The following is a 25,446-nucleotide window of genomic DNA, read 5'->3' as shown; positions in this document are numbered from 1 at the left end:
GTTGCGGAACGCTTTTCACCTGGACCGCGGCGGCGGGCAGCACGGTGGGTGGGACGGGTCTGTTCCCGACCGGCGCGGCCGGGAACAGACCCGCGACGGTTGCTACCTCACTGGCTGGAACCGAAGCCGCCGAGCAGGGATCCGACGCTGCCGCTCGAGCCGTCGCCACCTCCGGGGTTGAGATAGCTGATGGAGACCGAGGGGCCCTTGGTGCTGTAGTCGCCGGAGCCGAGCGAGCCGTTGTACCTCATACCGGTGGTCAGGTTGTTGCCGCGAGAGCAGTCGGCGCCGACCTTGTAGGCGACGCTGAAGACGGGAGCCGAGGCGGGCTGGTTCTTGACGATCCAGGTGTTGGGAGGGAAGTCGACGCCGACGTAGCCGGAGGTGACCTCCGGGTCGAGGGGGGTGTCGTTCATCCTGGCGGAGCCGGGAACGTAGGTCAGGCAGGACGGGTGCAGGTCCTTGATGTTGTAGAGGTGTTCCTCGGTCGAGTTGGTGCGCTCGAACTTCGTGGTGACCGTGATGATCTCGCCCGCGTTGGGGGTGGAGTTGCTGACGGTGCGGGTGAAGTGGGAGTAGTAGTCGTCCCAGGTGACCTTCGCGGGCGCGGCACCGGCCGTGCCGGCGCCGAGGAGGGACAGCACTCCGAGCGCGACGGTGGTCGCCGTGCCGACGGCGGCGCCGCGCCGGGTGGATCGAGGGGCCATGGTGTTTTCCTTGTGGTGAGTGCGGCCATGAGCGTCGCCGCAGGCGGTGAGAGTCCGGGCTCCGGCGCGAGGGGCAGCGCCGGAGCCCGGGGCGAGTGCCGCGGATGCGGCGCCGTGGACCCGTACCGCGACCGGAAAGGCCGCCGAACGAGTCCGCGCCTTGCTGCTACTTACTGGAGCCGAAGCCGCCCAGAAGGGAGTCGAGGCTGCCGGTACCGCCGGTGCCGTCCCCGCTGCCGGGCGCGACGGTGACGGTGGCGTAGCCGGAGGAGGCGCTGACGGTGCCGACACCGGAGTAGTCGGCGGTGACGGTGCGCTCACCGGCGGTGGCGGGGGTCCACTGGAGGGTGGCGGTGCCGTCGGCGCCGACCGGGGCGGTGCCGATGGTCGAGTCGCCGTCCTTGAATTTGACGGTGCCACCGGCTCCTGCCGGGTTCACCTTCGCGGTCAGGGTGGTGGCCTTGCCGACGGTGGCGCCGGCGACCGGGGTGACGGTGGTGGTCGACACCGTGTTGGCGCCGACCGTGACCGAGGGGCCCTTGGTGCCGTAGTTGCCGCTACCGAGGGATCCGCCGTAGTCCATGCCGGTCGTCAGTGCGGTGCCGCGGACGCAGTCGCTTCCGACCTTGTAGCGGACGCTGAAGGTGGGAGACCGGTGGAAGCCGGGGCGGTTCTGGACGACCCAGTCGGTGATGCCCCAGGACGCGCGGACGTAGCCGGAGCCGTTGCCCTCGTCGACATTGACCTCGGGGTCGAGGACCGGGTACTCGTTCTCGCCGATCATCTTCGCCGAGCCGGGAACGTAAGTCAGGCAGGACGGGTGCCGATCCTTGACGTTGTAGATGTACTCGTCCACCCAGCTGGTCCGTTCGAACTTCGTGGTGACGGTGATGGTTTCGCCCGCGTCGGGGGTGGTGTTGCTGATGGTGCGGGTGAAGTGGGAGCTGCCGTCGTCCCAGACGATCGATCCCGGGGCGGCAGCAGCGGTGCCTGCGCCGAGGAAGGCCAGCGCGCCGAGCGCGAAGGTGGTCGCCGCGCCCGCGGCCGCGCCGCGCATGATTGCTCGAGTTGCCATCGATGTTCCCTTTCGGTGGTGAGGATGCGACCGCACCGGCGCCGACGCCGTCCGGTCGCGGGGGTGGTTGCTCCGGCGCCGCGCGGGCGAAGCACCGGAGCCGGTCGGGTCTAGCTGCCGTTCTGGATGACTCGGGTGATGGTGTCGCCCAGAATGTCGCTGACCGAGCCGGTGGAGCTGAGCTGGCCCTCGTTGGAGCCCAGTCCGGCGCCGTCCATGCTGCCGGTGACGCCCTCGCCCGCGTTCTTCTCGCGGACGGTGAAACAGGCGTTGAGGTTCTCCCGCCGGATCCCGACACCGACGGTGCCACTGACGTCGATGCCGCCGCTGGTGATCTGCGCGCCGGTCGCGGCCCCGTTCGGGATCTTGTAGGTGAACTCGGCGGTCACGGAGTTGCCCGAGTTGACGAACCAGCCCGTGCTGCTGACTCGCCAACCGCCGTCGTCGGTCGGTACCGGGGAGACGTCCTCGGTCACCTGGCCCTGGATGAAGTGGTAGGAGGTGACCTTCGCCGAGACCGGCTTGCCGAAGCCGGCTGGTGCATAGTCGCGGATGGTGTTGACGTACGGGTTCCCGATACCCGTGGTCCCGACCTCGATCCTGTAGGTCACGTTGGTGCCTGCGGCGGCCTCCGTGACGGTGACACTCTTGTCGTAGGTGTGGGTCACCCACACCGTGCTGGCGTCGTTCTTGGTGGTGTGGCTGGACTGGTTGCAGGTGCCGGCGGCGTTGGCGACGCCGGCACCGGTGCCGATCCCGACCCCGAGGAGCGCGGCCGGCAGTGTGGTCGCCGCCGCGATGGCGGCGAGGCGGCGAGCGGAAGTCCGCTGCATTGGTTTTACCTACTTCTCTTCTGTGTGGGCCGAGGCTGTGACCGGCTCCGGCGCGCCAGGGGAAGAGCGCCGGCGCCGGGACGTCAGCTGAGGGACTGCATGACGTGTTCCAGCGGGCTAATTCCTATCACACAAAAATGGCATCATTCCCCGGATTCGAATAGCAGATCGCTCTCACGCGAGAAGCTCGTCGTGGCGTCGCGTACTGCAATGGCTGAATTTGTTGACAATTCATCAACATTTAATCCCGGAATCCCGGTCTATTGGGCACGGGAAATCGACGGAGACCCGGGTTCACACCGGGGCACCGGCGGGGTGTGGAACGTGTGAAATTGCCGTCTCGGCAGTTGGGCGTGATTGTCGCAGGCTGCGAGACGGTCCAGGATTGCAGTAGAGGATGGGTCGGTTCGATCAGGGAGTGTCACGGCGTCCGGCAGCGGCGGGTTCTCATCGCGCCGGGATAATTGCGGATGGGCCACGGCCTTTTCGGTTCGCGCTCGGTTCGGAATGGTCGGACCCGGCATTTCCTCGATGTGGCAGAATGTTGGGTACCGCTGATTGCGCAGCCGTTGACAGAACTTCTTGTTGGCCAATATCGGGGTCGCAGATTCATCGTGTGGTAATTCAGCTTCCCCTCACCTGGTCGGTGCCGCGGTAGGAGCGCGCGGTCGCCAGGCGTCGGTCGAGTGGGACCGGCGCCGTCGTCGGTGTCGTTCGCCCATCCGGACGAGCCGACGAGAGAAACTCTAGGGCCGGACAGACAGGGAAGAGAAACACCGATTTCCGGATGGATTGACAAGGTTTCGTTGTCAGTACGGGACCAGGGTGGGCATCGTTCGTTCGGTGAGGTCCGGTTCCTCCAGTCGCTTGACCAGGTCCGGGCGCCCGTCGCGCACGCGGATGGCGGCGTCGACGAAGGAGCGAACCAGCGCCGAGTCACTGTCGCTCGCCCAAGCCACCGCGACCTCGGACGGCTCGTCGTCGGCGATCGGGATCAGCGTCACCCCCGGGTAGGGGACCCAGCGCGCGCACGCCACCGTGACGGCGATGCCCACTCCGGCCGCGACCTTCTGGAACTCCTCGAGTAGTGAGGTGGAGCGGGAGACCACCCGTCCGGGTCTGCCTCCGCGATGGTCGTCGAGCTCCCAGTACGCGTTCCATGTCACATCGGTGGTCGCGGCGCCGAAAATCGGCTCGTCGATCAGGTCGGCCGCGGTGACAGCGGAGCGAGTGGCAAGGCGGTGATCGGCCCGCATCATCGCCACGCGCGGCTCGCGGAACAGGGCCTCGAACTCGATGCCGTCGGTGGTGAGTGGGCGCCGCACGAAGGCCACGTCCACCGACCGGTCGTCGAGCCCCGCCGACGGAGTGTCGTAGTTGGACTGGCGCATCTCGATCGTGACCCCCGGGTGGCGGTCGCGGAAGGCCGACATGATCGGCTCGGTCAGGATCAGTGCGGCGCCCTCGGTGAAGCCGAGCACCAGTAGTTCGTTCTCGCTGCGCTGCATCGAGCGGGCTCGCTCGGCCGCGGCATCCATGGCTGCGAGGGTCGCGGCCGCGTCCTCGAAGAACGCGGCGCCGGCGGCGGTGAGGGTGACGCTACGGGTGGTGCGGGTGAGCAGGACTACGCCGAGGGACTGCTCCAACTGCTTGATCTGTGCGCTGAGCGCCTGCTGGGCGATGTGCAGCCGTTGCGCGGCGCGGGTGAAACTCAGCTCCTCCGCCACGGCGACGAAGTAGCGGAGCTGCCGCGTGTGGATCTCCATGGCGCGAGTGTAGGTCGACCGTAGGCCCAGAGGCTGGATCCGCGGGGCCATTGGTATCAGCGCTTTTCCAACCGACCTGTGACCGGTCGAACTGCACGCGGACGTGATGTCGCCGACGGAGTAGCGTCCGATTCGGTGGGTGTGTGTCGATGGACTGGTTCGGCGTTGGCTCTCTCGGCCGGTGGCTCTTCACGGAGGGGCTCGCGGCCCTCTATCTCGTGGCGTTCGTCGCGGCGGCGCGTCAGTTCCGGGCGTTGCTGGGTGCTTCGGGGATGCTCCCGATCCCGGACTTCCTGGCGACGTCGACGTTCGGGAGGTCGCCGAGCATCTTCCACTGGCACTATTCGGACCGGTTCTACGCCGCCGTCGCCTGGTCGGGTGCCGCGCTGGCTGCGGTGACCGTCGCCGGAGTGACGGCGCGGCTTCCGCTGCCGGTCTGCATGCTGGTGTGGCTGCTGCTGTGGGCGGCGTACCTGTCGATCGTGAACGTCGGGCAACTCTGGTACGGATTCGGGTGGGAGTCCCTGCTTCTCGAAGCCGGGTTCCTGGCGATCTTCGTCGGCAACACCGAGACCGCGGCGCCGGTGACGGTGATGCTGCTCCTGCGGTGGCTGCTGTTCCGGCTCGAGTTCGGGGCGGGGTTGATCAAGATCCGCGGCGATCCGTGCTGGCGTCGCCTGACCTGCCTGTACTACCACCACGAGACACAGCCGATGCCGGGACCGCTGAGCTGGTACTTCCACCACCTGCCGCGGCCGCTGCACCGTGTCGAGGCAGCGGGCAATCACGTGACGCAGCTGGTGCTGCCGTTCCTGCTGTTCGCGCCGCAGCCGGTCGCGGGGTGGGTTGCCGCCGCAATGATCGTGACGCAACTGTGGCTGGTGGCCAGCGGCAACTTCTCGTGGCTGAACTGGCTCGCGATCGTGCTCGCCTGCTCGGTGCTTCCCGACTCGATGCTGGGTCGGATCGTCCCGGTCGATGTTCCGGAACCGTCCTCTGCGCCATTGTGGTTCACGGCCGCGACGCTGGCGGTGACCGTGGGCGTCGTCGTGCTGAGCTACTGGCCTGTGCGGAACATGGCTGGCCACCACCAGTTGATGAACGCCTCGTTCAACCATTGGCACCTCGTCAACACGTACGGCGCGTTCGGCACCGTGACCCGGGTCCGCACCGAGATCGTCGTCGAGGGCACCGACGACGACGCACCGGGGCCCCACACCGAGTGGCGGGAGTACGAGTTCCGCGGCAAACCCGGCGATCCGTCGCGGCGGCCGCGTCAGTTCGCGCCCTATCACCTGCGGCTGGACTGGCTGATGTGGTTCGCGGCGATCTCCCCCGGCTACGGCGACCGCTGGTTCGGCGGCCTCGTCCGCAGGCTCCTCGAGAACGACCGGGACACTCTGAAACTGCTGCGCCACAATCCGTTCCCCGACACCCCGCCGCTGTGGATACGAGCACAGCTGTACGAGTACCGGTTCACGGACCGACGCACTCGCCGCGAGACCGGCCGATGGTGGGATCGGGAGCCGATCAGTGTGTGCATGCATCCGGTGAACCGGGCCCGGTTCGGGCGCCGGTAGCCTGAGATCGTGTCGGAATCCTCGGGTGTGCGCCTCGACAGTTGGGTCTGGTCGGTGCGCCTGTTCAAGACCCGATCCGCCGCGGCCGCCGCCTGCCGGTCGGGCCATGTTCGCGTCAACGGGGTGTCCGCCAAGCCGGCACAGCTGGTCCGGGTCGACGACGAGATCCGGATGCGGGTGGGCGGCCGGGAGCGGATCGTCGTGGTCGCCCGGCTGATCCGCAAGCGGGTCGGCGCCGCGGAGGCCGCCCTGTGTCTGATCGACAAGTCACCCCCTCCGCCCGCTCGTGAGGTGTTGCTGGCGGTGCCGCAGCGGGACCGCGGGACGGGTCGACCGACGAAACGTGAACGGCGCGAGCTGAATCGGCTGCGTGGATTCAACGAAGACTAGCTATCCGAACTAGGGATATCATCCTCCCCAATTCGCTCCATCTGGACTGGCGTCCATGTCATGCTTCCCGCCGCCGGTGGCATTCGCTCCGGCATGGACGTGATGAGCGAGGTGTGGTTGATGATCGGTCTGGTCGGCAGTCGACGAGGACTGAGGCGAGGACGCAGCGCGGCGCGAACGGTCGCTGTGATGACTGTTGCAACCGCCTCCGCGGCGCTGCTCGGCGCCGGCGGCGTATCGGCACAGCCGAACGCGTCAACCGGGTGTGGGACAGCGAACGGCAAGGCGTTCTGCACATACGACAGTTCGGCCGGGATCGTGGAGTTCTTCCTCGACGTTCCACTGGATGTCACCACGATGCACGTCGTCGCCGAGGGCGGCAGTGGCGCCGGCCCTCAGGGAGGTCGAGGCGCCCTGGTCGAGGGAGACGTCGCGGTCACGCCCGGCTCGAAGGTATACGTCGTGATCGGAAGTGGTGGCGGTGCAGGCACGAACCGCGGTGGCGGCTACTCCTCGCTGAGCACCGTCTCCCTCGACGATGGTGTTGCCGCGCTCGCCGGCCGGCTGATCGTCGCTGGTGGCGGCGGTGGTTCCGGACTGGGTCCCGGCGGTGACGCCGGTGTGTCCGCTCCTGCCGGCGGCCAGGCAGGCACGATCAATGCGGGCGGAGCCGCAGGTGTCGGCGGCACCGCAGGCACGCTGGGTTCCGGTGGCAGCGGTGGGATCGGCGGCGGTGGCGGCGGCGGACTGTACGGCGGTGGCGGCGGAACAGGTGGTGGCGGCGGCGGCTCGTCCCTCGTTCCGGCGGGCGGCACCTTCAGCTTGTCCGCGCCGAGCTATCGCGCGAAGCTCACGGTGTACTTCGATTCCAACAGCGTGGTCAGCGGCAGCTCGGACCCCGGCGACGCCGGCAGTTCCGGCTCCGGTAGCGCCGGTAGTTCCGATTCCGGCAGCGCCGGGAGCTCCGGCTCCGGTAGCGCCGGCAGCTCCGACATGTTCGGCAGCAGCCAGTCCTGACCTCCGAACCGAGTCGCGTGGCCCGGGCGGATATCCGGTTCGATCCGGAACTCCGCTCGGGCCATGCGGTCTGCTACTGGGCGGTCACCGCCAGGCCGATCGTGCCGGACCGGCCCCGCCGCAGCAGGCTCCCCTTCATGATGATCCACCCGAGAAGTCCGTAGCGTTTGGCGATCGCGTCGCGAGCGAGGTCCGTGCCCGCGACGTCGAGGATCTCCGCGGTCGCCTCGACCGCGGGGCCCTTCGGGTTGCCGCGAACGTCGCATGCCGCGACCGTCACCCGCGGATTCCGCCGGATCCGCTTGACCTTCCACGAGTCGGTCACCGTCCACATCAGCAACCGGTCGCCGTCGAGGGCGGCCCACAGGGGGGTCGACACCGGCGTCCCGTCCTTGCGGAACGTGGTGAGCAGAACGTATTTCGCTGCGGCGACATCGCCGAATGAGGCACCCATGACAGCAGCCTAGGGGCTGTGGTCTCGGTCACCGGGAAGCAACCCGTGTGACATTCCGTAAAACCCTACCTTGACCGTCGTGCAAGCAATGAGGTTTCGGCTTGCCGGAATTCCGGTTGACGGCAGACGGGTGTCCAGTGACAACAACAGACCAGATTCGAGTCGATGAGATTCCCGCAGGAGGTCGCCGCAGCGGTTGGTACGACCGGCAGCGCTCCGCCTGGGTGATCATTGCGGTCCTCGTGGCGGTGGAGGTCATCAGCGCATTCGAGACGTCGATGGTGTACGCCGCCATTCCGACGTTCATTGCGGAGTTCCACAGTGACGCCGCGACCGTCGGCTGGGCCGTGACCGCGTTCCTGCTGGTGGCTGCCGCGTCGGCGGCGGTGTGTGGGCGGCTCGGCGACATGTACGGCCGCGAACGTGTGCTGATCGTGCTGCTGTGCGCGGCCGCCGTCGGGTCGATCGTGAGCGCGGTCGGCGACAGTATCGGCTGGATCATCGCCGGGCGCGCCATCCAGGGTGTCGCCGGTGCGATCCTCCCGCTGTGCATCGGACTGGCCCGCGAGCACCTACCCGCATCCCGGGTCCCGGTGGCGGTGGCGATCATCTCAGGGTCCGCGGTGGCCGCCGGATCGGCCTCGCTGCTGGTCGCCGGCGTCCTGCTGGACCACGCCAGCTGGCACATGATCTTTCTCGTCGCGGCGGTGTACGCGATCGGCGCCATCGCCCTCGTGGTGTTCGTGCTGCCCTGGCGGCGGCCGACCGGTACGAAGGAGACCGTGGACTACGTCGGCGCGGTCGCGTTCGTGCCTGCCATCGCCGCTGTTCTTCTCGGCGTGAACAAGTCCACCGCCTGGGGCTGGACGAACCCCGCCACCCTCGGCCTGGTGCTCGGCGGCGTCGTCGCGCTGGTGCTGTGGGTGTTCTGGGAGCTGCGGACGACCTCGCCGATCGTCAACATCCGGCAGTTCTCGAACCGCAAGTTCGCGCTGACGATGCTCGCGACGTTCGCGATCTCGATCGGCCCCATCGGTGTGACGACGATGATCATCCCGATTGTCCTGCAGTCCCCGACCACCGCGCCGTTCGGTCTCGGCCTGACCCCGACCAACGCCGGCTGGCTCTCCTTCGCCGGATCGATGTTCGGGTTCGTGTGCACTCCGCTCAGTGGGCGGATCGCCGCGGCGGTCGGTGCCCGCACCTCGATGCTCATCGGCAGCACGTTGTTCCTGATCGGCAACGCGATGCTGTTCGTGTTCCACGACTCCGTCATCGGCATGATGATCATGGTCATCACCGTGTCGGTGGCGACGGCGTTCGCCTACACCGCCCTGCCGAACCTGCTCGTCGAGGCCGTACCCGAGCATTCCACCAGCGAGGCCGCAGGCACCAACGCCGTCATCCGTACCGGAGGCAGTGGCATCGGTGTCTCCATCGCAACGATGATCCTCGCGAGCACCGCACTGTCGAGCGGCGCCAACACGACGAGCGGACTGACCGCGATCGTCGTGATGCTGAGCGTGGCATCGCTCGCGGCGATCGGCTTCACCCTGCTGATCCGCCGGGGAAAGGCGAACGCGGCCTGAACAGGATGGGGCCGAACCGGAATCCGGTTCGGCCCCATCGCCGTGGTCTGGGTTCGGAGACCTACCCTAGCGGTCCTCGAGGTCGCCCTCCGTCTCGAGGTACACCTTCCGGAGCCCGTCCAGGATCTCCTGCGTCGGCTCCTCCCACATGTCCCGCTCCACGGCTTCGAGCAACCGCTCCGCGATGCCGTGCAGTGCCCACGGATTCGACTTCTCCATGAACGCCCGGTTCTGCTCGTCGAGGACGTACGTCTCGGCGAGCTTCTCGTACATCCAGTCCGCGACGACATTCGTGGTGGCGTCGTACCCGAACAGGTAGTCGACGGTCGCGGCCATCTCGAACGCACCCTTGTAGCCGTGGCGGCGCATCGCCTCGAGCCACCGCGGGTTCACCACCCGGGCCCGGAACACCCGCGCGGTCTCCTCGGACAGGGTGCGGGTGCGCACCGCGTCCGGGCGGGTGCTGTCGCCGATGTACGCCTCGGGGTCCTTGCCGGTCAGCGCGCGCACCGTTGCCACCATGCCGCCGTGGTACTGGAAGTAGTCATCGGAGTCCGCGATGTCGTGCTCGCGGGTGTCGGTGTTCTTGGCGGCCACCGCGATTCGCTTGTACGCGGTCCGCATGTCGTCCGCGGCGGGCGCGCCGTCGAGGCCGCGGCCGTAGGCGTAGCCGCCCCACGTCGTGTACACCTGCGCGAGATCGGCGTCGCCGCGCCACGACTTCGAGTCGATCAGCTGCAGCAGGCCCGCTCCGTACGTGCCCGGCTTCGAGCCGAAGATGCGGGTGGTGGCGCGGCGCTCGTCGCCGTGCTCCGCGAGGTCCGCCTGCGCGTGCGCGCGGACGAAGTTCCGTTCGGCCGGCTCGTCGAGGCCTGCGACCATCCGCACCGCGTCGTCGAGCAGGGCGAGGACGTGCGGGAACGCGTCCCGGAAGAACCCGGAGATGCGGACCGTCACGTCGATGCGGGGACGGCCCAACTCCTCGAGGTCGACGACCTCCAGTGTGGTGACGCGGCGCGACGCCTCGTCCCACACCGGCCGGACACCGAGCAGCGCAAACACTTCCGCGATGTCGTCGCCGGACGTGCGCATCGCCGACGTCCCCCACACGGACAGACCGACCGACGTCGGGTAGGTGCCGTGGTCGGAGAGGTAGCGGGCGAGCAGCGACTCCGCCATCGCCTGACCCGTCTCCCACGCGAGCCGCGACGGCACCGCTTTCGGGTCGACCGAGTAGAAGTTCCGCCCGGTCGGCAACACGTTGACCAGGCCGCGCAGCGGCGACCCGCTCGGTCCCGCCTCGATGAACCGGCCGTCGAGTGCGCGCAGCACCTGATCGATCTCGCGGGACGTGCCGCGCAGTCGCGGGACGACCTCGGTGGCGGCGAACTCGAGCACCGCGACGACCTGGTCGCCGTGCGCGGCGCCGATCTCGCGAGCGGCGGCGCGGTCCCAGTCGGCCTTCTGCAACGCGGCGACCAGGCCGTGCGCGGTCTGCTCGATCTCGTCGACGCGGCCCCGGGCCTCGTCGCCGCTCTCGCTCAGGCCCAACGCTTCCCGCAGCCCGGGGACGGTGCGTTCACCGCCCCACATCTGCTTCGCCCGGAGCACCGCCAGCACGAGTTCGACCTCGGCGTCACCGTCCGGCGCCTGCCCGAGCACGTGCAGGCCGTCGCGGATCTGTACGTCCTTGATTTCACACAGCCAGCCGTCGACGTGCAGCAGCATGTCGTCGAAGACGTCCTCCTCGGGCCGTTCCGCCAGCCCGAGGTCGTGGTCCATCTTCGCGGCCCGCATCAACGTCCAGATCTGCTGCCGGATCGCAGGCAGCTTCGCCGGGTCGAGCGCGGAGATGTTCGAGTGCTCGTCGAGCAACTGCTCGAGCCGGGAGATGTCGCCGTACGACTCGGCGCGCGCCATCGGCGGGATCAGATGGTCGACGAGGGTCGCGTGGGCGCGGCGCTTCGCCTGCGTCCCCTCCCCGGGGTCGTTGACCAGGAACGGGTAGATCAGCGGCAGCTCGCCGAGCGCGGCATCGGTGCCGCACGACGCCGACATGCCGAGCGTCTTACCGGGCAGCCACTCCAGGTTGCCGTGCTTGCCGAGGTGCACGATCGCATCGGCACCGAATCCCCCGGCGTCCGCCGCCGCCGAGATCCAGCGGTACGCGGCCAGGTAGTGGTGGCTCGGCGGCAGGTCCGGATCGTGGTAGATCGCGACCGGGTTCTCGCCGAATCCGCGGGGCGGCTGCACCATCAGCACCACGTTGCCGACCCGCAGGGCCGCGATGACGACCTCCCCCGCCGGGTCGACGCTGCGGTCGACGTACAGTTCGCCGGGCGCAGCCCCCCAGTGCTCCTCGACGGCGTCCCGGAAGTCGGCGGGCAACGTCGCGAACCACTCGTGGTAGCGGGCGGCGGAGATGCGAATCGGGTTGCCCTCCAACTGTTCCGCCGTCAGCCAGTCCGGGTCCTGCCCTCCCGCCGCGATCAGGGCGTGGATCAGGGCGTCGCCGTCGCCGTCCGCGAGGCCGGGCAGCGCGTCCTCCCCGTCCCGGGGACCGAGGTCGTATCCGGCGTCGCGCATCGCCGACAGAAGTGCGATCGCGCTGGCCGGGGTGTCGAGGCCGACCGCGTTGCCGATCCGCGCGTGCTTCGTCGGATACGCCGACATCATCAGCGCGATCCGCTTGTCCGAGTTGGCGACGTGCCGCAACCGCGCGTGCCGCACCGCGATGCCCGCGACGCGCGCCGCCCGCTCGGCGTCGGGGACGTACGTGGTGAGGCCGTCGGCGTCGACTTCCTTGAACGAGAACGGGACCGTGATGATGCGTCCGTCGAACTCCGGCACCGCGACCTGCGTCGCCACGTCCAGCGGCGTCAGCCCGTCGTCGTTCGCCTCCCAGGACTCACGACTGCTCGTCAGGCAGAGGCCCTGCAGGATCGGCACGTCGAGCGCAGCGAGCGCGGTGACGTCCCACGACTCGTCGTCCTCCCCGGCCGAGGCGCCCGCCGGTTTCGTGCCACCCGCGGCGAGGACCGTCACCACCATCGCGTCGACGGTGCCGAGCACGTCGAGCAGCTCCGGTTCGGGAGTCCGCAGCGACGCGCAGAAGATCGGCAGCGGCCGCGCGCCGCGGTCCGCGATCGCCCGGCACAGCGCCTCGACGTACGTGGTGTTCCCCGCCAGGTGCTGCGCCCGGTAGTACAGCACCGCCACTGTGGGGTTCCCTGATGTCACATCGGGGGTCGCCGAGTGAACCGATGTGACATCACGGAACCAGCGGGTGTCGTCGAGGTAACCCCAGGTGGGGGTGTGCACGGGCGCCTCGAAGCCGACGCCGGTGAGAAGGACGGTGTCCGAGAGGAAGCCGTGCAGCTGCGCCAGGTTCGCGGCGCCGCCCTCGGCGAGGTAGGTGTGCGCCTGCGCCGCGACGTTGCCGGGCACCGTGGACAGCTCCATGAGGTCGGCGTCCGGCGCGAGCTCGCCGCCGAGGACCACCGTCGGTGTGCCCGCCGCGAGGACGACGTCCAGCCCGTCCTCCCACGCCCGCCTGCCGCCGAGGATGCGGACCACGACCAGATCCGCTCCATCGAGGAGGCCGGGCAGGTCGTCGACGAGGAGCCTCGACGGGTTCGCCCAGCGGTAGTCGGCGCCGCTGGCGCGGGCACTGAGCAGATCGGTGTCGGACGTCGACAGCAGCAGGATCACGTGACGGGCCTCCTCGGGGTTTCGCGCCCCACTTGGTCGGGACGGCAGCCTCGGAGGGTCTGGCTTCCCGGTGACAATCCCGGGTCACAGTGGCGCGACCGCACCGGAATCACACCGGCTTCCTCTCGAGCTGCCGCAATGGTTGGTGATGCTACCGGTGGGCCCGCCGTACCCTGGAGGCGATGTCCGAGCTCACCTCCCCCGACCGTTCCCGCCCCGACGCGTGCCCCGGTGCACTGCAAGTGCACCAGGCCGCCGACGGCGCGTTGTCCCGTGCCAGGCTGCCCGGCGGCGCGATCAGCCCGGCACAGTTACAGGCGTTGGCCGACGCGTCCCGCGACCTGGCGGGCGGTGAGATCGAACTGACGTCGCGCGGCAACGTCCAACTCCGCGCGGTGACGGACCCGGCGGCGTTCGCCGCCCGCCTCGCGGCGGTCCGGCTGCTGCCGTCCGCGACGCACGAGCGGGTCCGCAACATCCTCGCCACGCCCCTGTCGGGTCGGGTCGGCGGGTTCGTCGACGTCCGCGGCTGGGTCGCCGACGTCGACGCCGGACTGTGCGCCGACCCCGACCTCGCGGATCTGCCGGGACGGGTCCTGTTCACCCTCGACGACGGCCGCGGCGATGTCACCGCGCTGCGCGGTGACATCGGACTGCACGCGGTGACGCCGACCGAGATCGCGCTGGTCCTCGCGGGCGCCGACCACGGTGTCCGCCTGCGCCCCGACGACGGTGTCACGGCGCTCCTGGGCGCGGCGCGGGTGCTGCGCGAGATCCGCGGTTCGCGGTGGCGTCTCCACGAGATCGAGGACGGTCCCGCCGCGGTGGTGCAGCGTCTCGGGCTGTCCGCGACAGCCGAGGTGATCGAGCTGGCCGCGCCCGCGACGACGGGACCGATCGGCTGGATCGACCAACCGGACGGCGGCGTCACGCTGGCTGCGGGACTGCGGTTCGGGGTGCTCCCTGCTCGGCTCGCCGACTTCCTCGTCGCCGTCGACCGCCCGATCACGGTGACGCCGTGGCGCTCGGTGCTACTGCACGACCTGACCGAGGACATGGCCGAACAGGTCGTGCGGGTGCTGGCGCCGATGGGACTGATCTTCGATGCGGACTCACCGTGGCTGCAGGTCAGCGCCTGCGCCGGCCAACCCGGATGCGCGAAGTCCCTCACCGACGTGCGAGCCGACGCGGTGCGCGCCGTCGAGACCGAAACGCTGCCCGCGGAGGGGCGCCAGCACTGGGCCGGATGCGAACGCCGCTGCGGACGACCGCGCGGCGCCGTCACGGACGTCGTCGCCACTGACGACGGCTACCGGGTGGACCCGCCCGCACGCTGACCCAATATCGTGTGCGCCATGACCGACTACATCCGCGACGGCGCAGAGATCTACCGCCAGTCCTTCGCCACGATCCGCGCCGAATCGGACCTGTCTCGGTTCCCCGCGGACGTCGCGCAGGTGGTCGTGCGGATGATTCACGCATGCGGCCAGGTCGACCTCACGTCCGACGTCGCGTTCACGCCGGGAGTGGTCTCGGCCGCCCGAGGTGCGCTGCGCAGCGGAGCGCCGATCTTCTGCGACGCGACGATGGTCGCCTCGGGTGTGACGCGAAAGCGACTGCCCGCCAACAACGATGTGGTGTGTATGCTCGGCGACCCGCGGGTACCGGTGATCGCCGAACGTCTCGGTAACACCCGGTCGGCCGCCGCACTGGAACTGTGGGGTCCGAAGCTCGAGGGTGCGGTCGTCGCGATCGGCAACGCCCCGACCGCGCTGTTCCACCTGCTGGACATGATCGACCAGGGCGCTCCGAAGCCTGCGGCGATCATCGGGTGCCCGGTCGGGTTCATCGGTGCCGCCGAATCCAAGGAGGACCTCATCGTCCGCGCCGGCGCCATCGACCACATCGTGGTGCGGGGACGGCGCGGGGGCAGCGCGATCACGGCCGCAGCCCTCAACGCGATCGCGACGGAGGTCGAATGATGGCCGGGAAACTCTGGGGAATCGGTCTCGGCCCCGGCGACCCCGAACTGGTCACCGTCAAGGCGGCCCGGATCATCGGTGACGCCGACGTCGTCGCGTTCCACAGCGCCCGGCACGGACGCAGCATCTCCCGCGCCGTCGCCGCGCCCTACATGCGCGACGGCCAGATCGAGGAACACCTCGTCTACCCGGTCACCACCGAGACGGTGGACCATCCCGGCGGTTACCAGGGCGCCATCGACGACTTCTACGCGGAGGCATCCGAAACCCTCGCCGCGCACCTCGCCGCCGGTCGCACCGTCGCCCTGCTCGCCGCGGGCGACCCGCTGTTCTACAGCTCCTACATGCACATGCACAAACGGCTGTGCGACCGATTCGACGCCGAGGTCATCCCCGGGGTCACCTCGATCAGTGCCGCATCCGCCGCGCTCGGTGTACCCCTCGTCGAACGCGACGAGGTCCTCACGATCCTCCCGGGCACCCTGCCCGCCGAGGAGCTGACGCGGCGACTGCGCGCGACGGACTCCGCCGCGATCCTCAAGCTCGGCCGCACCTTCCCGGCCGTGCGCAAGGCCCTCGAGGACTCGGGGCGGCTCGCCGAGGCGTCCTACGTCGAACGTGCCAGCAGCGACCGGCAGCGGGTGCTGCGCGCCGCGGACGTCGACGAGTCGCAGGTCCCGTACTTCTCGATCGCGATCGTGCCGAGCCCGTCCAACAACCCGGCCGCGACGCAGGCCGCCGAGGACGGCTGTGTCACCGTCGTCGGACTGGGCCCGGGCGACGATGCGTGGACGACACCGGAGGTGCGGGACGAGTTGGCGCGCGCCACCGACATCGTCGGCTACACCACCTACGTCGACCGGGTGCCGGTGCGCCCCGGCCAGAACGTGCACGCCAGCGACAACAAGGTCGAATCCGAGCGTGCCGCAATGGCATTGGACCTCGCCAAACGCGGCGCCCGCGTCGCGGTGGTCTCCTCCGGTGATCCCGGCGTGTTCGCGATGGCGGCGGCGGTGATCGAGATGGCCGCCGACGAGCAGTGGCGTGACGTGCCGGTGCGGGTGCTGCCCGGCATGACCGCCGCGCACGCCGTCGCCAGCCGGGTCGGCGCACCACTGGGGCACGACTACGCGATGATCTCGCTGTCCGACCGGCTCAAGCCGTGGGACGTCGTCGCGCGCCGCATCTCCGCGGTCGCGGCCGCCGACATGGCGATCGCCGTCTACAACCCGGCGTCGAAGTCACGCACGTGGCAGGTCGGTGCGATGAAGGACCTGCTGCTCGAGCACCGCTCCCCCGAGACCCCGGTGATCGTCGGCCGCGACGTCGCCGGACCGGAGGAGAGCGTCCGGATCGTTCCGCTCGGCGAGCTCGAGCCGTCCGAGGTCGACATGCGGACCCTGCTCATCGTCGGATCGTCACAGACCACCGTCGTGGAGTCCGGCGGCGAGCGGAAGGTGTTCACCCCGAGGCGCTATCCGGGCTGACCGCAGGCCGGCCTGCGGAGTCGGATCGTAGCGTGTAACGCTGTGACCTGCAGAAAATGAATCACGAATTCCATACCCGAGAGTCTGTTTTGTGCCCTACCCTTGGCTGGTTCGTGCGGGTGCGACATCCTTCGTCGCACCCGCTTCCAAATGGGGAGGAGATCAGACATGTCGGTTCGGAATGGGATGGGTGCGGTGCTGCTTGCGGCCGCGACGGTGATCGGCGGTGCAACGGTCGGCGCCGGGACCGCAAGTGCATGCACTGCGGCAGACTCGGGGCTCGAGTGCGCCTCCGACGGGTTCTCCGCCGTCGACACCGTCGAAAACATCGACGTCCGTCAGGAGTGGAACGGAACCATCGACAAGCTGGGCGCGCCCACCAGGATCACGACCTACTTCTCCGTCAACGGCGATCCGGAGCGGGCACTGACCAAGATCACCCACTATGCACCCCAGGGCCTCGTCTTCAAGAAGGCCGAACTGCGCTTCGAACAGGCGATCGACTCCGGCAACGGACCGTCCGTCGAGCTCACGGGCACGGTCGACACCCTCCGTGGTGCCGTCACCTTCACCGCTCCCGACGAAGGATGGTCCTTCCCGGATCTGGGGAACCGGCGCGGGTGGATTCGCCTGGATGTCGACTACAACGTCTTGCGGAGAAACTCCGGCGACATCGGTGTCACCTTCGCGGCCACGGGCATCTCCGAGACGAAGGAGTGGCTGGCCCGGGGGACATTCAGTCCGAATCTGACGATTCCCAGTCCCGCCGGCAGCTCCGACATCGAACCCGGCCTCGGATTCGGCAGCCTGGGGGCGGCATCGAACTGATCACACGGAGCGCTCATTCACGCCCGAGTGGTGTTGCGAACCACGCCACTCGGGCTGATCCGCAGCCCGGCACCTCGCGCGGGTGCCGATCGTGACGTACCCCGCGGGTGCCGATCGTGACGCTCCGCGTCAGTGCTCGTCGTAGTGGTCGCCGTGCTCGGCGTGCCGATGCCCGTCATGCACGTAGTCGACGTGGTCGCCGTGCGGAACCGCGACATGCCCGCAGCCGTCGCCGTGGTGGTGCTCGTGGGTGTCGTGCACGATGTGTTCGGACGACTCGCACTCGTCGACGTGGTCGCCGTGCACGCGGTGGAGGTGGCCGTCGTGGGCATAGTCGACGTGGTCGCCGTGCGGCACCGACACGTGGCCGCAGCCCGGTCCGTGCACGTGCTCGTGGTCGGTGTGCGGATGATGCTCGGGGGTGGTCACGGGGCACTCCTCCCGTTTCGGGGTCAGGCCGTTCGATCTCGACGGTAGGCGCCCACACGAGACCCCACAACCGGCGACGCACCACGGCGGCGGGGCATGCTCTCGAAGATTTCCTCGCGGCCGTGTCGATTCCGCGTGGGTCCCGTTCGACTCACAGGTAGCACGGGGAAAGACCCCGTCCGCAGAACCCGAACCCGAGGAGTCGTCATGCCCCGCTACCTGTCCCTCATCAAGGTCGACGAGCGCACCGCCCCAGCCGACGGGCCGAGCCCCGAACTGATGGAACGCATGGGCGCCCTCATCGAGGAGGTCACCAAGGCCGGTGTCATGCTCGAGACCCAGGGCCTGACGCCGAGCTCGGAGGGCACCCGCATCACCTGGTCGGGCGGCGAACTCAGCTACACCGACGGGCCGTTCACCGAAAGCAAGGAGGTCGTCGGCGGCTACGCGATCATGCAGTGCCGGGACAAGGCCGAAGCGTTGGAATGGTCGCGCCGGTTCCTGCAGGTCCACGAGGACTACTGGACCGTCACCCTCGAAGTGCGTGAGATCGCGGAGGGCTGACATCACCGCTCTTGACTGCGCCCCCACGACTTTGCTGTCATCGGAAGTCGTGGGGGCGCTGCCGGTGGACGACACGATCGAGACGGTCTTCCGAATCTCGTCACCTCGGGTCGTCGCGGCCGCGGCCCGCATTGTCCGCGACGTCGGGCTCGCGGAGGAGATCGCGCAGGACGCCCTCGTCTCGGCACTCGAGCAGTGGCCGGTCACCGGCATCCCGGACAACCCCGACGCCTGGCTGATCACCATCGCCCGCCGCCGCGCCGTCGACGTGGTGCGGCGCGAGCAGAACTACCAGCGCAAGCTCGCCGAGGTGGGTCACGGACTCGACGACGTGGCACCGCCGACACCGGACCCCGACGACATCGACGACGACCTGCTGCGGCTGATCTTCGTGGCCTGCCATCCCGTCCTGTCCACGCAGGCCCGGATCGCGTTGACGCTGCGCCTGCTCGGCGGTCTCACCACCGACGAGATCGCCCGGGCGGTCCTCGCGTCGCAGTCCACCGTGGCGCAGCGCATCGTGCGTGCCAAGAAGACCCTCGCCGCGGCGCAGGTGCCGTTCGAGGTACCGGTGGGTGCCGCACGCGCCGCCCGGCTGGCGTCGGTCCTCGAGGTCGTCTATCTGGTGTTCAACGAGGGCTACTCGGCGACCGCAGGCGACGACCTGCTGCGGCCCGCGCTCTGCGAGGACGCGCTGCGGCTCGCGCGAGTGCTGGCGGCGTTGATGCCGGACGAGCCCGAGGTGCACGGACTGTTGTCGCTGCTGAGCCTGCAGGCGTCCCGCATGTCCACCCGCACCGACCCCGACGGCGCGGCGGTGCTGCTCGCGGACCAGGACCGTTCCCGCTGGAACCGGCTGCTGATCCGCCTCGGAATGGAGTCCCTCGACACGGCCGGGGGCGTCGGGCGGCGCCGCGGACCGGGCTGGGCGGGCCCCTACTGCCTCCAGGCGGCGATCGCCGCCTGCCATGCCCGCGCCACCGACTACGAGGACACCGACTGGTCCGCGATCGCGGCCCTGTACGCGCGGCTGTACGTGCTGACACCGTCCCCCGTCGTCGCGCTGAACCGAGCGGTCGCGGTGGCGAGATCCGACGGCCCGGAGGCCGCGTTGGTCATCGTCGACGCGCTCGCCGACGACCCCGCGCTGCGCCACTATCACCTGTTGCCCAGCGTGCGCGGCGACCTTCTCGTCGAGCTCGGTCGCCACGACGACGCCCGCGCCGAGTTCACCCGCGCCGCGGAGCTGACGCAGAACGCGCGGGAACGCGACCTGCTCTTGCGCCGCGCCGCCGCCGCGAACCCGTCGTGACGCTCGGGCTGGTTCAGCCCGCCGCGTCCTCCTGCAACGTGTGCGCGACAAGCGCATTCGCGTGCCCGTGACCGAGCCCGTGCTCAGACTTGAGCCAGGCGACCAACTCCATGTGCTTGGTCAGATCGGACGCACGGATCAGCGCCTGCCATTCGCTGATCGGTTTGCCGTACTTCTTCTCGATCGACGGGAAATACGACGCGGGGCCCTTCACCGGTTCTGTCATGACGCCGAGGCTAGCGGCGACCTCCGACACGGGCTCTCAGGCGCGGCCGGCTGCCCAGTCGGTCGCCTCGTCGACGTCCGCGGTCGATGCCGCGCCCTCGGGAATCGCGGTGCGGGCCACCATCACCACCGGTAGGCCGAGTCGTCGGGCCGCGTCGAGCTTCGCCGACGTCAGCGCTCCCCCACTGTTCTTGGTCACGACGACGTCGATGCGGTTCTCCCGCATCAGCGCTACTTCGTCGTCGACGGCGAACGGTCCGCGGGCGAGTAGTACCTCACCGTGCGGTGGTACCGCAACGGTCGGCGGATCGATCGCCCGGATCAGGAACCAGCCCGGCGAGTCGACGAAGGCGTCGACGCCCTGCCTGCCGATGGTCAGCAGCACCCGCGCGTCCGCGGGCAGGACAGCCGCGGCGTCCTGGAGCGACGCGACCGTCGTCCACCGGTCCCCCGGTCCCGCCACCCATTCGGGGCGACGTAGCACCAGCAGCGGGACGTCGACACGGCGCGAAGCAGCGTCGGCGTTCCCGGTGATCCGCGACGCGAACGGGTGCGTCGCGTCGACCACGGCATCGATGTCGTTGTCACGCAACCAGTCCGCCAGCCCGTCGACACCGCCGAAACCGCCGACGCGCACCTCGCCGACCGGGAGCCGGGGGTTGCGCACCCGGCCGGCCAGCGACGACACCACCGCGACGTCCGGCTCCTCTGCCAGAGCGGCGGCCAGCGCGCGACCCTCGGACGTGCCGCCGAGAATCAGGACCCGCCGCATCAGTGGGTGACGCGACTGCGGGTGGCCGAGTACAGGTAGCTGTCCGGGAAGCCGGCCGCACCGAGCACCCGACCGACCACGATGACCGCGGTCTTCGTGACGCCGGCGTCGTGGACCTGTGCCGCAATCGAATCCACGGTCCCACGCAGCACGATCTCGTCGGGACGGCTGGCGAACGCGACCACCGCGACCGGGCAATCGCCGCCGTACGGGCCGCGCAGCTCGTCCACGACCTGATCGATGCGGTGCGCGGCGAGGTGGATCACCAGCGTCGCCCCACTCGCGCCGAACGTCGCGATGTCCTCGCCGTCGGGCATCGCCGTCGACAGCGTCGACACGCGGGTCAGGACGATCGACTGCGCGACCCCCGGCACCGTCAGCTCCCGGCCCAGCGTCGCGGCCGCCGCCGCGAACGCGGGCACCCCCGGCACGATCTCGTAGTCGACGTCCGCCGCCTCGAGCCTGCGCACCTGTTCGGCGACCGCGCTGTAGATCGACGGGTCGCCGGAGTGCAGACGCGCCACGTCCTTTCCGGCGCGGTGCGCGGCGACGAGACGGTCGGTGATCTCGTCGAGGCTCAGACGGGCGGTGTCGACGACCTCCGCCCCGTCGGGGCACATCTCGAGCAGTTCGGTCGGCACCAGGCTCCCCGCGTACAGGCACACCGGGCTCTCCCCGATGATCCGCGCGCCGCGCAGCGTGATCAGGTCTGCGGCGCCCGGTCCGGCACCGATGAATCGCACCGTCACTGCATGTTCTCCTTCGTCACGACCCACTGGGCGACCGGCAGCTGGGGCCGCCAGGCGGTGAACCCGCCGAGCGCGGAACCCCGGTAGATCTGGAACTTGCGCAACGCGCCGCCGTGCGCGGCGTGCCAGCGGAGCAGCAGCGCCTCGGACTCGGCGGTGACCGCGTTGACGACCATCCGTCCGCCGACCGGCAGTGCGTCCCAGCAGGAATCGAACACGCCGGGCGCGGTGACGCCGCCGCCGAGGAAGATCGCGTCCGGCGTCGGCGCGTCTGCGAGAGCGTCGGGTGCGGCGCCGCGCACGTCGAGCCCCGGAACCCCGAGCCGGGACGCGTTGGCGGTGATCCGCGATCGCCGCATCTCGTCGCGCTCGAACCCGATGGCCCGGCAGGTCGGGTCGGTGCGCATCCACTCGATGGCGATGCTGCCCGAGCCGCCTCCGACGTCCCACAGCAGCTCACCGGGTTCGGGAGCGAGCGCGGCGACGGTCAACGCCCGCACCTCCTGCTTGGTCAGCTGACCGTCCGACTCGAACGAGTCGTCGGGCAGTCCGGGGGTGCGGGTGCGGCGGACGGAACCCGCGTCGCGGCGGCAGTCGAGGGCGAGGACGTTCAGCGGGTCCCCCGGGGCGCGGGTCCAGGTGTCGGCGGTCCCGGACACGACCGTTTCGAGCGGGCCGCCGAGCTGCTCGAGGAGAGTGATCTCGGTGTCGCGGAAACCGTTGTCACGCAACAGTTCCACGACGGCGATGGGAGTGTGCTGATCGCGGGCGAGGACGAGCAGTCGGCGGCCGTCCGCGAGGTGCGGCAGCAGGACGGCTACCGGGGCCGTCACCAGCGAGACCACGGGCGCCTCGTGCAGCGCCCATCCCAGTCGCGCGCACGCCAACGACACCGACGACGGATGCGCGATGACCCGCACCCGGTCGGCGCCGAGCAGGTTCACCAGGGTCACTCCGATGCCGTGGAACATCGGATCCCCGCTGGCGAGCACACCGATCCGCCGGCCGTCGTACCGCTCGAACAGGCCGGGCAGCGCGGGCACCAGCGGCGACGGCCACGGCACCCGCTCGGTGTCACCGGGAACGAGGTCGAGCTGACGGGCCGAGCCGAACAGCACCTCGGCGTCCTCGAGGGCGCGGCACGCGGACCGTGACAACCCGTCCCACCCGTCGGCACCGATACCGACGACGGTGACCGGGTGCCCCATCAGCGCAGTGTTGTGATGTCCCATCACCGTGGCATCCGGCGCCAGATCGCCTGCGGCAGCACTCGCATCACGACGATCGCGGGCCGCAGGAGACCCGGCACCCACACCCGAGTCCGTCCCTTGCCGAGCGCCGCCGCGACGGCGTCCGCGACCTGACCGGCCGTCCTCGACATCGGCGCCGGACTCATCCCTTCCGTCATCCGGCCGATCACGAACCCGGGACGCACCAGCAACAGCGACACCCCGCTTCCGTGCAGCGCGTCGGAAAGCCCGCTGGCGAACCCGTCCAGGCCGGCCTTCGCCGAGCCGTACACGTAGTTGGCGCGGCGAACCCGGGCACCGGCAACGGACGAGAACACCACGATCCGGCCCGAACCCTGTGCCCGCAGCAACTGGGCGAGATGCGTCAGCACCGACACCTGCGCGACGAAGTCGGTGTGCACGACGGCCACAGCGTGCTGCGCGTCGGTTTCGGCGCGAGCCTGATCGCCGAGAACACCGAACGCCAGGACCACCGTGTCAATCGGGCCGAGCTCCGCGATCTCCGACAGCGCACGGGAGTGGTCGTCGAGGCGGTCCGCGTCGAATTCGACGGTGTGCACCGCGGTCGCGCCCGCCGCTTCCACGGCGGCGCGCTCGTCGGTGAGCTGATCGCTGCGCCGCGCGGCCAGGACCACCGGCCGACCCGACGCGAGCCGCGTCGCGACCTCGAGACCTATCTCGCTGCGCCCACCGAGGACAACCACCGATCCCATACCCATCCCTCCAGTGTGCGCGACTAGCCTCAGCGCATGGCTCGCACCCCCACCGACCCGACGGATCTGACTCCCGACGCACAGGACTTCCTCACCGACCGACACCTCGCATCGCTGACGACGCTCCGGCGCGACGGCACACCCCATGTTGTCGCGGTCGGGTTCACCTGGGATCCCGAACGGTCGTTGGTCCGCGTCATCACCAACGGCGGATCCCAGAAGGCCCTCAACGCGGAACGCGGCGGGTACGCCGCCGTGACGCAGGTGGACGGCCCGCGGTGGTTGACGCTGGAGGGGAAGGCGCGGGTCAGTTCCGATCCCGGCGACGTCGCAGAGGCGGTCACCCGGTACGCCGGCCGCTACCGGCAGCCGCGGGAGAACCCGACCCGGGTGGTCATCGAGATCAGCGTCGGTCGGGTCCTGGGCGTGGCGGGACTGCTGGGCCGCTGACGGCCCTCGACTCCGGCACCGCTGCGGGCATAGTGTTGAACGGATCAGTTGCGCAGATTGCGGGATCTCGACCCGAGGACGAGCAATGAGCATTCGACGCACGGCGACACGAGCTTTCATCCTGGCCGGAGCGACCGTGGCGGGCCTGCTCGCCGCGGCTCCCGCGAACGCCCTTCCACCCCACCCGTTCGGACCGCCCGCCCTGACCATCGGTTGCCCCAACCAGGGCAGCCTGATGTCGCTGACAGGAGCCACCGGACAGTCCGGGCCCGAACCGGGCATCAACCCAGGCGAGATCCGCTTCCAGACGTTCCCCGCCGCACCGCCCATTCCGGCGGCAGGCCAGGTCACCGTCGCGTGGATCAACTTCGACACCGGGCAGAACGGGATCGCGAACCTCGAAGGCGCCTACCCCTACTACTCGAAGACGGTGTACACCGGACGCGGCAACGTCATGGCCACGGTGTTCGGATCGATCAACCTCGGCAGCATGCCGCTGTGCCAGTCGAACCCGACATTCGGCAACTTCATCGCCTGACGCGTCACTTCCGGGCGTCCGCGAACGCCGCGGCATCCTCCTGCCCGAAGCGGTCCTCGAGAACCTCGGGGCTGTAGTCGAGATCGATCTCCTCGACCGGGCGACCGCGTGCGGACTCGATCGCGCCGAGCCGACGTTGCGCCCGGTCGGCGGCGTACGCGACGAACTCGTCGTTGTCCAGGCCGAACGGCTGTACCTCGAACTGCTCGTTGACCCAGTTGATCATGCCGAGAGCCAATGGCATGAGTTCCGTCATCCGCTGCTGCACGACCTCCCAGTTCCGGTCGTCGGCGGCGACGTGTCTGCGGCAGGTGAAGGTTCCCCACGCCATGTGGCGACGTTCGTCGTTGCCGATCAGCCGGATCAACTCCTGCATGCCGGGCAGGATGTTCCATTCCGTACACACCTTCTGCCAGGCGTAGTACCCGGTCAGAGCGAGGCTGCCCTCGATGACGTGGTTGTAGGTGACCGACGCCCGCACCTGGTTCGCCGGGCTCGGATCCGTCTCCAGGATGCGCAGCGAACCGGGCAGTTCCTCGTAGAACAGCTGCCGGTAGTAGGGATTCTCGGCAACGTACGGGTGCAGGTCGCCGGTCAACCCCACCGCGTCCATCCACAGCCGGAAGATCTGCGTGTGCTTCGCCTCTTCGAAGCAGAACTGCGTCAGGTACATCTCGTCACCGAGCCGGCCCTCCGAGGACATCGCCCGCATGAACGGCTGGATGTCCTCGGTGACGGCCTCCTCACCTGCGATGAACTGGGTGCACAGGTAGGTGGCGCTGCGCTGCTGCTCGCTCGTCAGCCCCGCCCAGTCCTCGGCGTCCTTTCCGAAGTCCACCGACATCGGGTCCCAGAAGTGCGCGTTGCCCTTGACGAACAGGCGCAGCGGAAACGAATCCCAGTTCAGTCCGCCGGACCGGATCGATCCGAATCCCTCGCGGTGCGGTGATGTCGTGGTCATGGGGCACGTCCTCACGGGTATGGGTGTGGTCCACCTCACACCCTATGCCCCGTCGCGGCCGTCA

The 25,446-nt window shown here is 69.4% G+C and carries 25 protein-coding genes and 1 riboswitch; of the genes, 12 read left to right on the top strand and 13 right to left on the bottom strand.

Annotated elements, in window-relative coordinates; genetic code table 11:
- Positions 1-107: 107 nt before the first annotated feature.
- The 4 genes from RHCRD62_RS09130 to RHCRD62_RS09115 all read right to left on the bottom strand — a co-directional run bounded on the left by RHCRD62_RS09130 (position 108) and on the right by RHCRD62_RS09115 (position 4,381).
- On the bottom strand, positions 108-707 hold the full coding sequence (locus RHCRD62_RS09130; protein WP_050064344.1) for a hypothetical protein: 600 nt from the start codon (positions 705-707) through the stop codon (positions 108-110).
- Positions 708-873: 166 nt separating this feature from the next.
- Positions 874-1,782 carry an Ig-like domain-containing protein gene (locus tag RHCRD62_RS09125; RefSeq protein ID WP_084734152.1) on the bottom strand — a complete coding sequence of 303 codons (909 nt, stop codon included), beginning with the start codon at positions 1,780-1,782 and terminating at the stop codon, positions 874-876.
- Between the two features lie 110 nt (positions 1,783-1,892).
- A complete protein-coding gene (locus RHCRD62_RS09120) occupies positions 1,893-2,615 on the bottom strand; it encodes a hypothetical protein (protein ID WP_050064342.1) in 723 nt (240 codons plus the stop codon).
- A gap of 809 nt (positions 2,616-3,424) precedes the next feature.
- Positions 3,425-4,381 (bottom strand): LysR family transcriptional regulator, encoded by a 957-nt coding sequence (locus tag RHCRD62_RS09115; protein ID WP_050064341.1) that lies wholly within the window; start codon positions 4,379-4,381, stop codon positions 3,425-3,427.
- Between the two features lie 149 nt (positions 4,382-4,530).
- Here RHCRD62_RS09115 and RHCRD62_RS09110 point away from each other — a divergent pair, with 149 nt between their 5' ends.
- The 3 genes from RHCRD62_RS09110 (at position 4,531) to RHCRD62_RS09100 (ending at position 7,368) form a co-directional block, all read left to right on the top strand.
- Positions 4,531-5,961 (top strand): lipase maturation factor family protein, encoded by a 1,431-nt coding sequence (locus tag RHCRD62_RS09110; RefSeq protein ID WP_050064340.1) that lies wholly within the window; start codon positions 4,531-4,533, stop codon positions 5,959-5,961.
- Between the two features lie 9 nt (positions 5,962-5,970).
- Positions 5,971-6,351 carry an RNA-binding S4 domain-containing protein gene (locus RHCRD62_RS09105; RefSeq protein WP_050064339.1) on the top strand — a complete coding sequence of 127 codons (381 nt, stop codon included), beginning with the start codon at positions 5,971-5,973 and terminating at the stop codon, positions 6,349-6,351.
- Positions 6,352-6,540: 189 nt separating this feature from the next.
- A complete protein-coding gene (locus RHCRD62_RS09100) occupies positions 6,541-7,368 on the top strand; it encodes a hypothetical protein (RefSeq protein ID WP_157050847.1) in 828 nt (275 codons plus the stop codon).
- Positions 7,369-7,441: 73 nt separating this feature from the next.
- Here RHCRD62_RS09100 and RHCRD62_RS09095 read toward each other — a convergent pair whose 3' ends face one another.
- Complete coding sequence (locus tag RHCRD62_RS09095; RefSeq protein ID WP_050064337.1) at positions 7,442-7,822, bottom strand: PPOX class F420-dependent oxidoreductase; 381 nt, start codon at positions 7,820-7,822, stop codon at positions 7,442-7,444.
- A gap of 224 nt (positions 7,823-8,046) precedes the next feature.
- Between RHCRD62_RS09095 and RHCRD62_RS09090 the strand changes: the two genes are divergently transcribed.
- Entirely contained in the window at positions 8,047-9,411 is a 1,365-nt protein-coding gene (locus RHCRD62_RS09090) for an MFS transporter (protein WP_050064336.1), read from the top strand.
- A 66-nt stretch (positions 9,412-9,477) separates the two neighbouring features.
- Here the strand turns inward: RHCRD62_RS09090 and cobN are convergent, their stop codons facing one another.
- A complete protein-coding gene (cobN, locus tag RHCRD62_RS09085; RefSeq protein ID WP_050064335.1) occupies positions 9,478-13,122 on the bottom strand; it encodes a cobaltochelatase subunit CobN in 3,645 nt (1,214 codons plus the stop codon).
- A gap of 34 nt (positions 13,123-13,156) precedes the next feature.
- Positions 13,157-13,275: riboswitch (cobalamin riboswitch) on the bottom strand.
- Between the two features lie 29 nt (positions 13,276-13,304).
- Between cobN and cobG the strand changes: the two genes are divergently transcribed.
- The 4 genes from cobG to RHCRD62_RS09065 all read left to right on the top strand — a co-directional run bounded on the left by cobG (position 13,305) and on the right by RHCRD62_RS09065 (position 17,419).
- The gene (gene cobG / locus RHCRD62_RS09080; RefSeq protein WP_050064334.1) at positions 13,305-14,459 is read left to right on the top strand and encodes a precorrin-3B synthase; all 1,155 of its coding nucleotides are present in this window, start codon (positions 13,305-13,307) and stop codon (positions 14,457-14,459) included.
- 18 nt (positions 14,460-14,477) lie between these two features.
- On the top strand, positions 14,478-15,104 hold the full coding sequence (locus RHCRD62_RS09075; RefSeq protein WP_050064333.1) for a precorrin-8X methylmutase: 627 nt from the start codon (positions 14,478-14,480) through the stop codon (positions 15,102-15,104).
- Positions 15,101-16,591, top strand: coding sequence for a precorrin-3B C(17)-methyltransferase (cobJ, locus tag RHCRD62_RS09070; protein ID WP_050064332.1), 1,491 nt, complete (start codon positions 15,101-15,103; stop codon positions 16,589-16,591). Before RHCRD62_RS09075 ends, cobJ begins: the two co-directional genes overlap by 4 nt.
- 168 nt (positions 16,592-16,759) lie before the next feature.
- The gene (locus RHCRD62_RS09065) at positions 16,760-17,419 is read left to right on the top strand and encodes a hypothetical protein (protein WP_157050846.1); all 660 of its coding nucleotides are present in this window, start codon (positions 16,760-16,762) and stop codon (positions 17,417-17,419) included.
- A gap of 129 nt (positions 17,420-17,548) precedes the next feature.
- Here RHCRD62_RS09065 and RHCRD62_RS25415 read toward each other — a convergent pair whose 3' ends face one another.
- Entirely contained in the window at positions 17,549-17,848 is a 300-nt protein-coding gene (locus RHCRD62_RS25415; RefSeq protein ID WP_084734150.1) for a hypothetical protein, read from the bottom strand.
- A 207-nt stretch (positions 17,849-18,055) separates the two neighbouring features.
- Here RHCRD62_RS25415 and RHCRD62_RS09055 point away from each other — a divergent pair, with 207 nt between their 5' ends.
- Both RHCRD62_RS09055 and RHCRD62_RS09050 read left to right on the top strand, forming a co-directional pair.
- The gene (locus RHCRD62_RS09055; RefSeq protein ID WP_050064329.1) at positions 18,056-18,412 is read left to right on the top strand and encodes a YciI family protein; all 357 of its coding nucleotides are present in this window, start codon (positions 18,056-18,058) and stop codon (positions 18,410-18,412) included.
- A 58-nt stretch (positions 18,413-18,470) separates the two neighbouring features.
- A complete protein-coding gene (locus RHCRD62_RS09050) occupies positions 18,471-19,724 on the top strand; it encodes an RNA polymerase sigma factor (RefSeq protein WP_050064566.1) in 1,254 nt (417 codons plus the stop codon).
- A gap of 13 nt (positions 19,725-19,737) precedes the next feature.
- Here RHCRD62_RS09050 and RHCRD62_RS09045 read toward each other — a convergent pair whose 3' ends face one another.
- From RHCRD62_RS09045 to RHCRD62_RS09025, 5 genes are read right to left on the bottom strand one after another with little or no spacing between them, the layout of a single operon-like run.
- Positions 19,738-19,950 carry a DUF4287 domain-containing protein gene (locus RHCRD62_RS09045; RefSeq protein WP_050064565.1) on the bottom strand — a complete coding sequence of 71 codons (213 nt, stop codon included), beginning with the start codon at positions 19,948-19,950 and terminating at the stop codon, positions 19,738-19,740.
- Between the two features lie 36 nt (positions 19,951-19,986).
- On the bottom strand, positions 19,987-20,721 hold the full coding sequence (locus RHCRD62_RS09040) for a cobalt-precorrin-6A reductase (protein ID WP_050064328.1): 735 nt from the start codon (positions 20,719-20,721) through the stop codon (positions 19,987-19,989).
- On the bottom strand, positions 20,721-21,470 hold the full coding sequence (gene cobM / locus RHCRD62_RS09035) for a precorrin-4 C(11)-methyltransferase (RefSeq protein ID WP_050064327.1): 750 nt from the start codon (positions 21,468-21,470) through the stop codon (positions 20,721-20,723). The genes RHCRD62_RS09040 and cobM overlap by 1 nt, the downstream gene beginning before the upstream one ends.
- Complete coding sequence (locus RHCRD62_RS09030) at positions 21,467-22,678, bottom strand: bifunctional cobalt-precorrin-7 (C(5))-methyltransferase/cobalt-precorrin-6B (C(15))-methyltransferase (protein WP_050064564.1); 1,212 nt, start codon at positions 22,676-22,678, stop codon at positions 21,467-21,469. Before RHCRD62_RS09030 ends, cobM begins: the two co-directional genes overlap by 4 nt.
- A 23-nt stretch (positions 22,679-22,701) precedes the next feature.
- Positions 22,702-23,439 (bottom strand): decaprenylphospho-beta-D-erythro-pentofuranosid-2-ulose 2-reductase, encoded by a 738-nt coding sequence (locus RHCRD62_RS09025; protein ID WP_050064326.1) that lies wholly within the window; start codon positions 23,437-23,439, stop codon positions 22,702-22,704.
- A gap of 30 nt (positions 23,440-23,469) precedes the next feature.
- Between RHCRD62_RS09025 and RHCRD62_RS09020 the strand changes: the two genes are divergently transcribed.
- Complete coding sequence (locus RHCRD62_RS09020) at positions 23,470-23,883, top strand: pyridoxamine 5'-phosphate oxidase family protein (RefSeq protein WP_050064325.1); 414 nt, start codon at positions 23,470-23,472, stop codon at positions 23,881-23,883.
- An 85-nt stretch (positions 23,884-23,968) separates the two neighbouring features.
- Positions 23,969-24,421: a hypothetical protein gene (locus tag RHCRD62_RS09015; protein ID WP_050064324.1), complete on the top strand. Its 453-nt coding sequence runs from the start codon at positions 23,969-23,971 to the stop codon at positions 24,419-24,421.
- Between the two features lie 4 nt (positions 24,422-24,425).
- On the opposite strand, the gene RHCRD62_RS09010 is transcribed toward RHCRD62_RS09015, so the two are convergent.
- Positions 24,426-25,382, bottom strand: coding sequence for a R2-like ligand-binding oxidase (locus RHCRD62_RS09010; RefSeq protein ID WP_050064323.1), 957 nt, complete (start codon positions 25,380-25,382; stop codon positions 24,426-24,428).
- Between the last annotated feature and the right edge of the window lie 64 nt (positions 25,383-25,446).

Source organism: Rhodococcus sp. RD6.2 (assembly GCF_001040705.1).
Classification (GTDB): domain Bacteria; phylum Actinomycetota; class Actinomycetes; order Mycobacteriales; family Mycobacteriaceae; genus Rhodococcus_G.
Note: the sequence above shows the minus strand (reverse complement) of the source record. Positions and strands in the feature narration are given on the sequence as shown.